We start from the raw sequence: 13,403 nt of genomic DNA on the forward strand, positions 1-13,403 counted from the left end.
TTAGTCCATTTCGGCTCGAAGCTGATCTTTATGCGCAAGAATCAAGTCGACGAAGACGATGCGGTGATTGTCGATCTCGCGGACGATCAGTTCGTGCTCACCTGGCAGGATGAAGCGTTCGCCGGTGCGTGCATTCGCTTTTTGCGAGAGGACGAAACCACCGATCGTGTCGACGTCATCCTCGATCTCAATGCCGAAGCGCTCTTCGATCTCTTGCGTGAGCACGAGACCAGACAAGCGATAATGGCCTGGATTGACTTCAGTGATCTCGGCTTGTTCGTCCCGGTCGAACTCGTCGCGAATCTCACCGACGATTTCTTCAAGGATGTCTTCGATCGTGAGCAGGCCGGCGGTGCCGCCGTACTCATCGATGACGAGACACATCATCGTCCGTGCGTTCTGCATTTTCACCATCGCTTCTTGGAGCGGTGTGAATTCCGTGACGAGCGGTAACTGATGGATAAACGATTCAAGCGGGGCGTCACTCTTGACGAGTTGGGCAGTGAACACTTGTTTGGCGTTAATAAAACCGAGCACGTCATCGCGGTCACCGTCTCGTGTGACCGGATAGCGCGTATATTGATGCTCTTGGACGGTCGCGATAATCGTCTCGATCGAGTCTTCTTCATCGATCGTCACCATATTCATCCGCGGCACCATCGCATCTTTTGCAACACGTTCATCAAACGAGAAGATATTTTGAACGTAAGCGAGTTCGTTCTCGTTGATTTCGCCACTTCGAAAACTCTCCGTCATGATAATTTTGAGTTCTTCCTCTGAGTGCGCCGTCTCTTGCGCCGTCGTCTTGACACCGAACAAGCGGAGCGTGAGCCGGGCCATACTGTTGAGCACCCGGATAAACGGATACAACAGCTTCGTGAAGAAGTAGAGCGGCCGGGCGACGAGCAGCGTCAATTTCTCGGCTTCATGTACGGCGAGCGTCTTCGGGACGAGTTCGCCGATGACGACGTGTAAAAAGGCGATTAGCAAAAAGGCGATTAAGAACGACAGGAATGTGGAAACCGACGGCGAGACGCTCAAGCGGTCGACGAGCGGTTGAATCATTCCTTCGATTTGATCGGCACCGATCCAACCAAGGCCGAGCGCGGCGAGCGTGATGCCGAACTGCGAGGCGGATAGCGAGTCATCGAGGTTCTCGATTACTTTTTTAGCGACGGACGCTCGTGAGTTTCCTTCTAGCACGAGTTGGTCGAGCCGTGCGCTCCGGACTTTGACGATTGAAAATTCGGCCGCCACGAAAAAGGCGGTCATGAAGATGAGAAAGGCGACGATCAATAAACTGAGTAACATGGGACTGTCCAAAAATTCCCCAAAAAATCGGGGATTCACCTCCATAAGAATAAGTTTGTACGTTTTTCAGGCAAATCCTGAAAACGAATAGTTTGTTTCAGTATAGTAGATTTCCCATAAATATTCAAAAGACAGCCCGAAAGGTTTCATGAAGAGGGGAATGCGGGAACTACAAACCGAGAAGACGAAAGGGGAAACGACATGGCAAACTATCCAGAACTTCAAGGGAAAGTCGCAGTAATCACAGGTAGTTCAAAAGGAATCGGGCGAGCGGTGGCCGAACGCTATGCGAAAGAAGGCGTCAGCGTCGTCTTAAATTATAGAAGCAGTGAAGACGAGATGAAGGAAGTCATCCGCGGCATCGAGGCGGCCGGAGGTAAAGCCGTCGCCGTCCAAGGTGACGTCGCCGAAGAAGGGCTCGCCGAGAAGATGATCGAAAAAGCAGTGTCTGAATTTGGACAGATGGACATTTTCGTCAACAACGCCGGTGTCCAAGTCGAAGCGAAAACGCACGAGATGGAGCTCGACAACTGGAAGAAAATTATCGATACGAACCTGACCGGGACGTTCCTCGGGGTACGGGCCGCACTCAAGTATTTCGTCGAGCATGACTTGAAAGGGAATATCATCAACATGTCCTCGGTACACGAGGTGATCCCGCGACCGGGCTATACGCATTACGCAGCGAGTAAAGGCGGGGTTAAGATGTTCACGAAGTCGGTCGCGCTCGAATATGCGCCGAATCAGATTCGGGTCAACGCCATCGCTCCTGGTGCGATCGACACACCGATCAACGAAGAGACGATGCAAGATCCGGAAGAGAAGACAGGGCTCGAAGCGCTCATCCCGACCCATAAGATTGGGCGGCCGGAACAGATTGCTGCGGTGGCAGCGTGGCTCGCGTCAGACGAATCGTCTTACGTCACGGGCACGACCATCTTTGCTGACGGTGGCTTGTCGCTCTATCCGGCATTCGGCCCAGAAAACAAAGTCCAATAACATAAGGGATGGCTCGCCCGAGGCGAGTCATCCCTTATTGTTTAGCCGCTCATTTGATCTTCCTCGATATATTTCGGCAAGACGATCGTGAACGTCGATCCGAGACCGACACGTGAGTCGACCCGGATCGTCCCGTCATGCCCTTCGACAATCTCTTTACAGATGGCAAGACCGAGTCCGGTGCCACCGATCTTCCGGCTGGCCGAATTGTCGACGCGATAAAACTTGTCGAACAGTTTCGGGAGCGCTGAAGTCGGGATTCCGATGCCAGAGTCCGTGACGGAAATTTCGACGCCGTCCGACTGGTCATTCGTGACGGACACCGCAACTTTTCCGCCGTTCGGTGAATATTTGATCGCGTTATGGAGCAGGTTCGTGAACAGCTGGCTGAGCCGGTTCCGGTCCCCGTACACGAGGATGTCGTTATCACATTCAAACGATAAGTCGTGGTGTTGACTCGCGCCTTGGTGGACGGCAATCGTTTCTGCCAAAATATCGTACAAGCTTTCGGGCTCGTTTTGATACGTTTGTTTGCCTGACTCCATCCGCTGAACGTCGAGTAAGTTGGAGATTAAATCCTCGAGACGGAGCGTCTCTTGATGAATCATCCCTAAATATTGATCGGTCCGTTCAGCCGGCATCGTCCGGTAGCGCATAAGTTCGGTAAACCCGATGATGCTCGTGAGTGGAGTGCGCAATTCATGAGACACCGTCGCGACGAGTTCTGTCTTCAAGCGGTCGACCTCGGTTTCTTGCGTCACGTCCCGGAAGACGAGCATCGTACCATGGCGTGTGCCACGCAAATGAATCTTTTCAGCGTACATTTGGATGAACCGTTCTTCTTGATTCATTGAGAACGTCACGCTCTCTTCCATCGCTTCGCCGTCAAAAGCACGGCGCATGAACGAGAAGAACGAATCTTTTTGATCGACTTGGAGACCGAGTTCTTCAAGGTCGGCATCAAGCCGATACAGGTCCGTCTCGTTTTGCTTTGTGATGGCCTGATTGAACATGACGAAGAGCGCCTGGTTGGCGAGTTTCTCATGCGTCGTATGTTCAACGTAAATGACGGCATCACGGATCGAGTGCAAGAGTCGCGCTGTCTTCTCACGCTCTTCTTCGACTTGATAACGTTGTGACGACAGCGACGACGCCATTTGACGGAACGATTCGGTCAGTTGGCCGACCTCGTTCCGAGTCGATACCAAAACAGGGACGGGTATGACCCGATCGTCGGTGAGCCGTTCGCTATTCGTGATCAACTCTTGCAGTTGACCGGTCAACCGTTGTACGTAAGGCCGAGCCGCAATGAAGAGGACGAGTAGTACCGTGAGTAGCGACAGGAGCCAGAGCACTTGCGCCCATTTCGTATGGGTGGCGAGCTGTTCACGGAGTTGGTTTTCTTCCGCGTTCAAGGCGTTGCGGTATTCGGTGAACACCGTCTCCATGTCGACGATACTCGCGCTCATGTCAGCCGCGCTCTTCGAGTTGATCTTGAATTTCCGATCGGCCTGAGGTTCGGTTTGAGGCGTCACTTTCCCAAGCGTCGGCATTTGCAGGAACGGCTCGGTGACCGTGCCTTCCTGTTTCGCGACGACGTAGCGCTCGAGGCTCGGCATGACGCGTTGTTGATAGGCCGAGAATAACGATCGGGCATCCCCCGCATACGTCTGTTCTTTTTCTGTGACCGCGTTCGTTTCGAACCAGGCGGTCTGTGTTTCAATCAAGACTTGTTTCTCTTTGACGCGGGCAAGCAACTCCTCGTCACCGAGGAGGACGTAACCGCGCATCTCATATTGCATCGACTGCCATGTCTCGAAGAGCTCGGTCGCATTCGTGCGACGTTCGCTGACGTTCTCGAGCGATGAAGTCGTCTCTTCGATTCGATTTTCCGTATATACGTATACGGCGAGTGAGGTGAGGAGGATCAGTCCAATGAATAAATAGAAGACGAATAAAAACTGCCTTCCGATCCGCTCGTCAATCCAAGCTTTCATAGGGACCGTTCCTTCCTGGAACTACATACATTCCGGCTGTGACAATTATTTTACTACGAGTGTCGTTCCCCTATTGTACAGATTTCTGCAGCGATATACCACTTATCGAGATGCAGTAAACACGTTAGCTAATATCTATTGAATAGTAGTAAATGATATGCTATTGTTTAATGAACAGTAGAGGAGGCGAATCGATTGAACCCTCAATTTAAAAAAGGGGTCTTAAACTTGTGTGTACTTGCACTCGTCGAGACGAATGACCGTTACGGTTATGAGCTCGTCCAAGCAATCTCGGCAAGAGTTGCCATCTCGGAAGGGGCGGTCTATCCGCTCCTCAGGCGACTCACGTCGGAAGGCTACTTCACGACGTATTTGAAGGAGTCGGCAGAAGGACCGCCACGGAAGTACTACGCCATCACGGAGCAAGGGAAGATCCATCTAGACGAATTGCGAGCGGAATGGCAATCATTCACGACAGGAGTCAACGAATTGATCAAAAGGGGAGACGACAAATGACAGAAGAGCAGTATTTAACTGAACTCGAACGGTTGCTCATGGGGATCAGCATCATCGATCGGGTCGATATTTTGCGGGACGTTGCGGAATACTTTGCGAGCGGGCGACTCGATGGGAAAAGTGACGAAGCGATGGCCGAGGAGCTCGGGACACCGAACATGCTCGCCTCAGAACTGCTCGTGTCAGTCGATTCGATCGCGGCGGAGCCGATTGCGCCGCCTGCCATCGTCAAGAGCCCAAACGTGGCGTTTCAACACGTCTCGATTCGCGTTCAAAATGCGCACGTGAACGTTGTACCGTCCGCGGACGGCTATGCCTACGCGACACTAGAAGATGAGACCGAACATGGCGTCAAGATGGACATCGTCAACGACACGCTCGAGGTGCGGATCGAGTCGGAACGCCGCTTCGGACTGTCCGACTTGTTCTCGTGGTTCGGGACGAAAACACCGGTGTTGCATGTCGAGTTGCCGCGTCACACGTATGAATCGGTCCGTCTGAACAATCGGCACGGCTCGAGTGACGTCCGTGAGGTGCGAGCTGCTTTGATCGAGGTCGAGAGCGAGAACGGTCGCATCAACGCGAGTGAGGTCTGGGCCACTCACGGGACGTTGCGCTCGTCAAACGGGAACGTCTGCCTGACGATGAGCGCGGGCCAAGACTTTGACGTTCAAACATCGAACGGTCGAGTCGAAGTGAGAGATTCTGTCATTGAACGTCTCACTCTGCAATCGTCAAACGGTCGGCTCGACATCGTCGACGTGGACGGCGCAATCGAGGCGAAATCGTCGAACGGACGTATCGATTGTGTGATCGATGCGATTGAACATCCGCTTCGATTGAAGACGACGAACGGAAAAATCGAACTGCGTCTGAAGCAAGAGCCGAGCGACACCGTAATCCGCGCCAAAACGAGAAACGGCCAACTCGACATATTTGGGCATCGGACGAACGAGCGGACGTTCGGGGACGGATCGCTTGAAGTCAAACTGACGAGCACGAACGGCAGCATCACCGTCGAATAAAGAATAAACGAAAAAACTCGCCGTCGTGGCGAGTCTTTTCGTTAGAGATCATGTACGAGAACGTAGGCGACACGGACCGGTCCGTGGACACCGACGATCAAGTTCATCTCAATATCGGCCGAGTTTGACGGGCCCGAGATGAAGTTGACGCCTTGCGGTGAGGCGAGCTCGCCGTTGCGATCGAGTTCGGCCAGTTGTTTCGCCGCTTGCGTCATCCGGGGCACGAGCACCGATTTCGGGATGATGGCGATGTGATCTTGTGGCAACAAGCTGATCGTCCGCGATTTTCCGGGGGCCGCGTATTGGACGATGGTCGCACTTTCAGCGAGTGCTTGGTCGGCAATCGTGATCCCAACGTCAGCTTTCACGGCAAGGGCGCGGCTGTCATCCGGACGCGCGGCATCCCACCAGTCGAACGACAGGCTCGTTTCGGGTGCCCATTCCTTAATGCGTGCATCGTCCTCGGCGATAATCGTCTTGCCGTCGTATCGTTCGAGGAGAAGACGGAGCGTGTCATCGAGATGAGTCGACTCACATTCGACGACGTCGGTATGAATGCGCGTCGCGACCATACGGAACGTCTCGAGGAGTTCCTCTGTTGAAGCGTCTTTCAACACCTCGTCTTGCGGACGGTGCTTGTATACTCGTTTCGGGGGCGTCAAATCGACGTCGCGTCCGAGTTGTCCCGCGATCCGCTTTAAAAAGTCTTCACGGTTGGTGATCGTTCCTGGATTCATTGTGCATTCCCCCGTTTCTTAAACCAGTCGCGGACCGTCTGTTTGGCCGGCTGCGGCAAGTCTTTCGAGTCGGTCCAAGCCGGTAAGCCTTTGTCGATTTGCCCCGCTGTCGCAAACGGGGACGATGCGAACGGCGCGATCTGTTCGGCCGCCTCGAACAAGAACGGGCTCGATGATGTGACGGCGAAGCCTTTCATGGCGATGCGTTCGACGAACGGCGATTTTTTCTTGTCTTCGACGATGACGCGGCGATGCTCGATCAACAGTTCATGGAGCGGGATTTTGACCGGACACGCTTCCGTACAGGCACCACAAAGACTTGACGCATACGGCAGTTCTTTATAGTTCTCGTAACCGTCGAGCAGCGGGGCGAGCACGGCGCCGATCGGTCCCGGATAAATCGAGCCGTAGGCGTGGCCGCCGATATGACGATACACCGGGCAGACGTTAATACATGCCGCGCAACGGATACATTGGAGCACGGACTGGAACTGAGTCCCGAGAATACCGGACCGCTTGTTGTCGACGATGACGAGATGGAATTCTTCCGGGCCGTCGACTTCACCGACGCTTTTCGTGCCGGCGAACGTCGTGATGTATGACGTGAGCCGTTGACCGACCGCGCTCCGGCACAGCATGTTGACGAGCACTTCGAACTCTTCGTAAGACGGGACGACCCGTTCCATCCCCATGACCGAGATGACGGTGTTCGGGAGTGACGTGACCATCCGGCCGTTACCTTCGTTCGTGACGAGACCGACGGCACCGCTCTCGGCGATGGCGAAGTTACAACCGGTGATGCCGACCTCTGCTTTCAAGAAGTCTTTGCGCAGCTCACGGCGCGCGTAGCGGCCGAGCTCGGTCGGATCGTTCGTCCCGTCGTACCCGTGGGTCGTGAACGTCTTGTGGACGTCGTTCCGGTCCTTATGGAGCGCCGGTGCGACGATGTGCGACGGTGGATCGTTGTCGAGCTGAAGAATCCATTCCCCGAGATCCGATTCGACGACCGTACATCCTTCCTCATGGAGCGCCTCGTTTAACCCGATCTCCTCGGTCACCATCGATTTCGATTTGACGACATGTTTGGCGTCTTTTGCGCGCACGACTTCGCGGATATAGCGGTTCGCTTCCTCCGGCGTCTCGGCGAAGAAGACGTTGCCGCCCCGCTTCGAGATATTCTCACTCAACTGGTGTAAGTAGTAATCGAGATGCTCGAGCACGTGCTGGCGAATCTCTTCCGAATGGTCGCGGAACGCTTCCCAATCCCCGAGTTCCCCGGCCGCGTTCAAACGTCCGTCGCGCAGGCGATTTTGCGCCGAGCTGACGGCTTGGCGCATGAACGGGTTATCGATCCCGTCTTTCCGCCGATCTTGAAACTTCTCATCTAACCGAATCCCCATGCTCATGCTTGTTTCACCCCTTCGTTCAACACTTCCGCGATATGCATCACTTTGATCGGATGCCCTTGTTTATGCAGGCGCCCCCCGATGTTCATCAAACAAGACGCATCAGCGCCGATCAACACGTCGGCCCCTGATTTTAAAATCGACTCGACTTTCTCGTCGACCATCTGTACCGACACGTCCGGCATCTTGACCGAGAACGTCCCGCCGAAGCCGCAACAGTTATGTACCCCTTCGAGTGGGACCATCGTCAACCCATCAACGTTTTTCAACAACTGTCCCGGTGCCGCCTCGATCCCGAGCAGGCGCGTCATATGGCACGAGGCGTGATACGTCGCTTTCGCCGGGAATTTCGCCCCGACGTCTGTCACTTCGAGCACGTCGACGATGAACTGCGTCAGTTCGAACGTCTTCGCCGCATGGGCTTCAGCCCGCTCTTTCCAGACAGGATCGTCTTTGAACAAGTGCGGATAGTCGCGCATCATCATGACACACGAGCCGGACGGTCCGACGATATAGTCGGCGTCCGCTTTCTCGAACGTCTCAATCATGTGTTTGGCAATCTTTTTCGTCTCTTCATGGTAGCCGCTGTTATAGGCCGGTTGACCGCAGCACGTCTGCTCGAACGGGAAGCTGACGTCACAACCGAGATGTTCTAATAGTTCGACCGTCGCTTGTCCTACCGATGGGAATAACGTATCGGAGAGACAAGTGACGAACAACGCCACGTTTGGCATGTCCATTCCTTCTTTCCTGATTTTAGTCAAATTCGAAAACGGTTTCACAGTTATTATTCCATAACAAATGAGCACAAAACAGAAAAATGGAATCATTTTCTCAAAAAAATGTAAAATACTGTCTAATTGAGAACTAAATGATAATGAATACATATTCATGAAGAAACTGCTATAAGACAGTGATTCCCTGATTAATAACAGAAAAACCCTCGTCGGGGACGAGGGTTAAAGTCAAGTATTATAGGAAAAACATTTCCAAAATAAACAATCCCGCGAACAAGTAGATGAGCGGGTGGACCGTCTCTTTGTTCATCGCCTTGAAGATCGGGTAGAGGATGAACCCGAAGGCGATCCCGCGTTCGATACTGCCTGAGAGTGGCATGATGAGGATCGTCATGAATGCCGGGAAGTATTCACTGAAATCTGTCCAATCGATATAGCGGACGTTCGTCAGCATGAGTGCGCCGACGATGATGAGGGCCGGCGCCGTAATGGCGGCAACACCTGAGATCGCACCGATGAGCGGGCTGAAGAACAATGTGAGACCGAACAAGCCGGCGACGACGGCTGTCGTCAGTCCGGTCCGTCCGCCTTGGGCGACACCTGCGGCCGACTCGATGTAGGCCGTCGATGGACTCGTTCCGACGAGTGAGCCCCCCATCGTTGCGAGTGAATCAGCGAACAAGGCCCGGTGCCCGTTCTCGATCGTCCCGTCTTCTTTCAACAAACCGGCTTGCTTGCCGACACCGACGAGCGTTCCCGTCGTGTCGAACAACGTGACGAGGAAGAATGACAATACGGCCCCGAACAAGCCATATTGGATGACGTCAGAGAAAGCGGTGAGCGGGTTGACCATCAACCCTTCCGGTAGCGTCGGCATCGCCGTCACGCCTTCGATTTTCAATAGACCCATGAAGTAGGCCGCGATACCTGTGAGCACCATCCCGATAAGAAGCGAACCTGGGACGTTACGTGAGAACAGAAGCGCCGAGACGATCAGCCCACCGAGGACGAGCAAGACGCTCGGTGACGACAACTCCCCGAGACGGACGAGGTTCGCTTCATCCGCGACGATGAGTCCAGACAGCTTCAAGCCGAGCGAAGCGATGAACAACCCGATACCGGTCGTGATGGCGTGCTTCAATGAAGCGGGGATCGCTTGAATCAGTTTCGTCCGGATCGGTGACAGCGACAAGATCAGGAAGAAGACCGACGAGACGAAGACGACGCCGAGCGCGGCTTCGGGTGCGATCTGTTGTTGCGCGACGAGTGTATAGGCGAAGAAGGCGTTCAAGCCCATCCCAGGTGCGACCGCGATCGGCAGGTTGGCATAGAACGCCATCAATCCGGTTCCGATCAAGATGGCGATGATCGTCGCCGTGAACGCCTGGGCGAACGGAATGCCTGCGTCGGATAAAATCGCCGGGTTGACGACCGAGATGTAGGCCATCGTGACGAACGTCGTGATGCCGGCCATCACTTCTTGTTTAACGTTCGTTCCGTGTTGCTGTAAACGGAATAAGTTCATTAGAAAGACTCCTTATAAGTAGTAATTTCCGAACATTAACTGTCCGGTAAAGTGGAATACACGTTATCAACTTGTTGACTATACGAAATCGAATCGACATCGTCAATGATTTCGAGTTAAAAAACTAAAAAATTTCTCATTTTAGCGTTTAATGTTCGGAATTAGAGATTATTACTAAAGTGCTTGCTCTGAAACGCGTTTCAGAATGTACGGTAGAGTCAAAGGAGGGAAGCCTGATGAATCCGACGACGTGGAAGGCTTGGTGTAGCGGGATCGTCTATGAACTGGTCATCAATCAATTGTACACACCGTTCGGACGCATGTTGTGCGCCCAGTTTCAAGATGAGTTTCTTCATTTATCCGTCGAAGAACGGTTTCGTCTCGCCCAAGCGATTCGGCGACAAGTGATGGCAAGAGATGACAGTCGGTCAGTAGAATGGGTACACTATATGGAAAGACTGACAGATTGAGGTGAGGCGGGATGGCGAACATTCGAGATATCGCGAAACAAGCGGACGTGTCGGTGACGACGGTCTCGCGGGTGATTAATGAACATCCATACGTTTCAAAAGAAAAGGGACAGCGTGTCCATGCGGCGATGGCAGAGCTTGGCTATTTACGGAATCAGCAGGCGCTGACGCTGTCGACTGGGCGCACGCAGCGATTCGTCGTCGTGTTGCCGTATATGGACCATCCGTACTACGGACTGTTCGTCAACGGACTCGCGAAAGCGGCGCTCGTGAAAGGGTATCGTCTCGTCATGTGGCAGACCGAGTACAAGCTTGATCAAGAGCGGCAAGCACTCGACTTACTGAAGCATCGTGAAGTCGATGGGGCAATTCTGTTGTCGCATGCGATGTCGTTCGAAGAATTGGAGACGTACCGTAGTTTCGGCCCGATCTCGGTCGCGACGGTCGGTGCGCCTGAGACGATTTCCTCGGTCCATGTCGACCATTACGCGGCGTTCGTCGCCGGATTGCATGTGTTAACGCAAGCCGGCTATGCGGATATCGGTATCGTCTTATCGCGGCAGTCTAGTCCGAGCTCAATCGCGCGTCAGCGGGCCTACTTCGATGAAGTGGTGTCCGCGCGTGAGCGATGGGTATGGACCGGTTACTTGACGAGTGAAGACGGGATCCGCTTAGCGGCAGAGTTCCTTCAACGAAAAGAGCGTCCCCGCGCGCTCTTTTTGTCGTCCGATTACGTCGCGCTCGGTTTTTTAGGAGAGATGCGCCGGCGTGGTGTCCGCATACCGGAAGACGTCGCCATCCTCGGTTTTGACGGCCACCCAATCAGCCAGGCGTTCGGTTTATCGACGATGCACGCGCCGCATGAAGAAATCGGTCGCGCCTTGTTCGACGTGACGTTCGATGGGATGGACGGCGGTGCGGTTAGGACGCAAAGTCTGACCGTCACGTATCTTTCAGGCACGACACTCTAGGCAACTTCCTCGCTCGCTTTTTGAGAAACGATTAGAATGAAGACAGAAGTCGAGAGGAGGATGTTACATGAAAATCAACGTGACGGAAGAAGCACTCCAATTTTTTAAAGACGAAATGGAAGTCGAGGCGGGACAGACGGTTCGTCTGTTCGCTAAATACGGGGGTTCGACTGATTTGACGCACGGGTTCTCGGTCGGTGTCATCACAGAAGAGATCGATAACGCCGTCGTCGAGACGAACGCAGATGGAATTCGTTTCGTCGTCGCCGAGCAGGACGAATGGTTGTTCCAAGGACAAGACGTCAACGTCGAGATCCGCGGGGATGAAGTCGTGTTCGTCTAAGCTGACTGACATGACAGTTTGTTTACGGATGTGAGACATCCGTTTGACCGCGTCAACCTCGGGGAACAGTCTACGACAAGACTCAGTACCGAAAGGATGAGACAGATGTCAGACAAAGACAAACGTGAACAAGAAGAACAAGAGAAGTTGAACCGGGACCAACCGGATATCTCGCACGAAGAAGATTCAAAAGGGGATCATTCGGACCTCGAAGAGACAGACGAAGACGAACAATCGTGAAGAGCCGAGTCTAGGCTCTTTTTGTTTTGGAATTGAAAGAATGGGGATTGACGGTATAATGGATAAGGGAAAACTACAACAGTGAGGAGAATGCATCATGAGTACAGTACTTGTCTTCGGACATAAAAATCCAGATACGGATACAATCTGTTCGGCGCTCGCTTACGCTGAACTGAAAAAGAAATTAGGCATGGACGCCGAGGCGGTCCGTCTCGGTGAGGTGAACGGGGAGACGCAATACGCGCTCGACCACTTCCGTGTCAAGGCGCCGCGCCTCGTCGAACGTGTATCGGACGAAACGAGCTCGGTCATCTTGGTCGACCATAACGAGTTCCAACAAAGTGCGCCCGACATTGCTGACGTACGCATTTTAGAAGTCGTCGATCACCACCGTATCGCTAACTTCCAAACGGCAGACGCACTCTACTACCGGGCGGAGCCGGTTGGCTGCACGGCGACGATCTTGCTCAAGCTGTACAAAGAACACGGTGTCGAAATCGCGTCTGACATGGCCGGATTGATGCTATCGGCGATCATCTCGGACTCGCTCTTGTTCAAGTCACCGACATGCACGGACGAGGATGTCAAAGCAGCGAAAGAACTTGCAGACATCGCCGGAACTGACGTCGAGGCGTACGGTCTCGAAATGTTGAAAGCAGGAGCCGACTTGAGCCAGAAGACGGTGCCTGAACTCATCTCGCTCGACGCGAAAGAGTTCGCGATGGGCGACTACCGCATCGAGATCGCCCAAGTGAACACGGTTGACGCGAACGACGTGTTGAGCCGTAAAAGTGAAGTCGAGGCGGCGATGGCTAAGACGATTGCTGACAAACAGCTCGACTTGTTCGTCTTCGCGATCACGAACATCTTGACGAACGATTCAGAAGCACTCGTTGTCGGTGCGAAGCATGATTTGTTCGAACAAGCGTTCAACGTCGAACTGTTAGACGGCCTGGCGACACTTCCTGGCGTCGTATCACGTAAAAAACAAATCGTTCCTGTGTTGACAGCAGCGGCGACGAACTAAGAAATAGGAAGAGGCTGGGACATAACTCAGTAGATTTATAAGAAAGAGGCCACCGGGAGCGACTTGTTCGCTCCCGGTGGCCTCTTCTCATTTTTATGG

The 13,403-nt window shown here is 53.5% G+C and carries 14 protein-coding genes; 8 read left to right on the forward strand and 6 right to left on the reverse strand.

The window, feature by feature from the left end:
• Nucleotides 1-1,323 (reverse strand): hemolysin family protein, encoded by a 1,323-nt coding sequence (locus KNP77_RS11405; RefSeq protein WP_251139052.1) that lies wholly within the window; start codon nt 1,321-1,323, stop codon nt 1-3.
• 189 nt (nt 1,324-1,512) lie between these two features.
• Between KNP77_RS11405 and KNP77_RS11410 the strand changes: the two genes are divergently transcribed.
• On the forward strand, nt 1,513-2,310 hold the full coding sequence (locus tag KNP77_RS11410) for a glucose 1-dehydrogenase (RefSeq protein WP_214890853.1): 798 nt from the start codon (nt 1,513-1,515) through the stop codon (nt 2,308-2,310).
• Between the two features lie 41 nt (nt 2,311-2,351).
• Here the strand turns inward: KNP77_RS11410 and KNP77_RS11415 are convergent, their stop codons facing one another.
• Nucleotides 2,352-4,307 carry an ATP-binding protein gene (locus tag KNP77_RS11415; RefSeq protein WP_214890855.1) on the reverse strand — a complete coding sequence of 652 codons (1,956 nt, stop codon included), beginning with the start codon at nt 4,305-4,307 and terminating at the stop codon, nt 2,352-2,354.
• Nucleotides 4,308-4,502: 195 nt separating this feature from the next.
• Here KNP77_RS11415 and KNP77_RS11420 point away from each other — a divergent pair, with 195 nt between their 5' ends.
• Both KNP77_RS11420 and KNP77_RS11425 read left to right on the forward strand, forming a co-directional pair.
• The gene (locus KNP77_RS11420; protein ID WP_214890857.1) at nt 4,503-4,823 is read left to right on the forward strand and encodes a PadR family transcriptional regulator; all 321 of its coding nucleotides are present in this window, start codon (nt 4,503-4,505) and stop codon (nt 4,821-4,823) included.
• Nucleotides 4,820-5,848: a DUF4097 family beta strand repeat-containing protein gene (locus KNP77_RS11425; protein WP_214890876.1), complete on the forward strand. Its 1,029-nt coding sequence runs from the start codon at nt 4,820-4,822 to the stop codon at nt 5,846-5,848. Before KNP77_RS11420 ends, KNP77_RS11425 begins: the two co-directional genes overlap by 4 nt.
• A gap of 41 nt (nt 5,849-5,889) precedes the next feature.
• Here the strand turns inward: KNP77_RS11425 and KNP77_RS11430 are convergent, their stop codons facing one another.
• From KNP77_RS11430 to KNP77_RS11445, 4 genes are all read right to left on the reverse strand, one after another.
• The gene (locus KNP77_RS11430) at nt 5,890-6,585 is read right to left on the reverse strand and encodes a LutC/YkgG family protein (RefSeq protein WP_071398835.1); all 696 of its coding nucleotides are present in this window, start codon (nt 6,583-6,585) and stop codon (nt 5,890-5,892) included.
• The gene (locus KNP77_RS11435; protein ID WP_070328570.1) at nt 6,582-7,985 is read right to left on the reverse strand and encodes a LutB/LldF family L-lactate oxidation iron-sulfur protein; all 1,404 of its coding nucleotides are present in this window, start codon (nt 7,983-7,985) and stop codon (nt 6,582-6,584) included. Before KNP77_RS11435 ends, KNP77_RS11430 begins: the two co-directional genes overlap by 4 nt.
• Nucleotides 7,986-7,987: 2 nt before the next feature.
• Complete coding sequence (locus KNP77_RS11440; protein WP_070328569.1) at nt 7,988-8,725, reverse strand: (Fe-S)-binding protein; 738 nt, start codon at nt 8,723-8,725, stop codon at nt 7,988-7,990.
• A gap of 238 nt (nt 8,726-8,963) precedes the next feature.
• Nucleotides 8,964-10,253, reverse strand: coding sequence for an NCS2 family permease (locus KNP77_RS11445; RefSeq protein WP_070328344.1), 1,290 nt, complete (start codon nt 10,251-10,253; stop codon nt 8,964-8,966).
• A 236-nt stretch (nt 10,254-10,489) separates the two neighbouring features.
• Here KNP77_RS11445 and KNP77_RS11450 point away from each other — a divergent pair, with 236 nt between their 5' ends.
• The 5 genes from KNP77_RS11450 (at nt 10,490) to KNP77_RS11465 (ending at nt 13,304) form a co-directional block, all read left to right on the forward strand.
• Nucleotides 10,490-10,723: a hypothetical protein gene (locus KNP77_RS11450; protein ID WP_131444158.1), complete on the forward strand. Its 234-nt coding sequence runs from the start codon at nt 10,490-10,492 to the stop codon at nt 10,721-10,723.
• A gap of 11 nt (nt 10,724-10,734) precedes the next feature.
• Nucleotides 10,735-11,694, forward strand: coding sequence for a LacI family DNA-binding transcriptional regulator (locus KNP77_RS11455; RefSeq protein WP_214890878.1), 960 nt, complete (start codon nt 10,735-10,737; stop codon nt 11,692-11,694).
• A gap of 67 nt (nt 11,695-11,761) precedes the next feature.
• Nucleotides 11,762-12,037 carry a HesB/YadR/YfhF family protein gene (locus KNP77_RS11460; protein ID WP_214890880.1) on the forward strand — a complete coding sequence of 92 codons (276 nt, stop codon included), beginning with the start codon at nt 11,762-11,764 and terminating at the stop codon, nt 12,035-12,037.
• A 105-nt stretch (nt 12,038-12,142) separates the two neighbouring features.
• Nucleotides 12,143-12,277: a hypothetical protein gene (locus KNP77_RS16105; RefSeq protein ID WP_016507966.1), complete on the forward strand. Its 135-nt coding sequence runs from the start codon at nt 12,143-12,145 to the stop codon at nt 12,275-12,277.
• Nucleotides 12,278-12,374: 97 nt separating this feature from the next.
• Nucleotides 12,375-13,304 carry a manganese-dependent inorganic pyrophosphatase gene (locus KNP77_RS11465; protein ID WP_131465941.1) on the forward strand — a complete coding sequence of 310 codons (930 nt, stop codon included), beginning with the start codon at nt 12,375-12,377 and terminating at the stop codon, nt 13,302-13,304.
• Nucleotides 13,305-13,403: the final 99 nt, after the last annotated feature.

The sequence above is a fragment of the Exiguobacterium sp. s142 genome, from assembly GCF_018618455.1.
Taxonomy (GTDB): Bacteria; Bacillota; Bacilli; order Exiguobacteriales; family Exiguobacteriaceae; genus Exiguobacterium; species Exiguobacterium aurantiacum_A.